Consider the following 215-nt stretch of genomic DNA (forward strand, 5'->3'; position numbering starts at 1 on the left):
TCGCGCCCGTATCAATTGGATGTTCACAACGGACAAAGCTCGCACCAAACTGGGGCGCGCCTATCCAGGCATACCCAAAGAGTCAAAATCACTGTGACGAGCTACTAGTCGCCGGGCTGTTCATTTTGAAGCACATGCACAACCTGTCAGATGAGGTGCTGTGCGCTCGCTGGATCGAGAACCCCTATTACCAATACTTCTGCGGCGAGCTGAGC

The 215-nt window shown here is 54.0% G+C and carries 1 protein-coding gene; it reads left to right on the forward strand.

Going from position 1 to position 215, the window contains the following annotated elements:
- Window positions 1-215, forward strand: a 215-nt coding sequence (locus ACZBJS_RS42920) for a transposase (protein ID WP_463440384.1), incomplete at both ends; no start/stop codon positions are given.

The sequence above is a fragment of the Bradyrhizobium sp. KZN70725 genome (assembly GCF_055264925.1).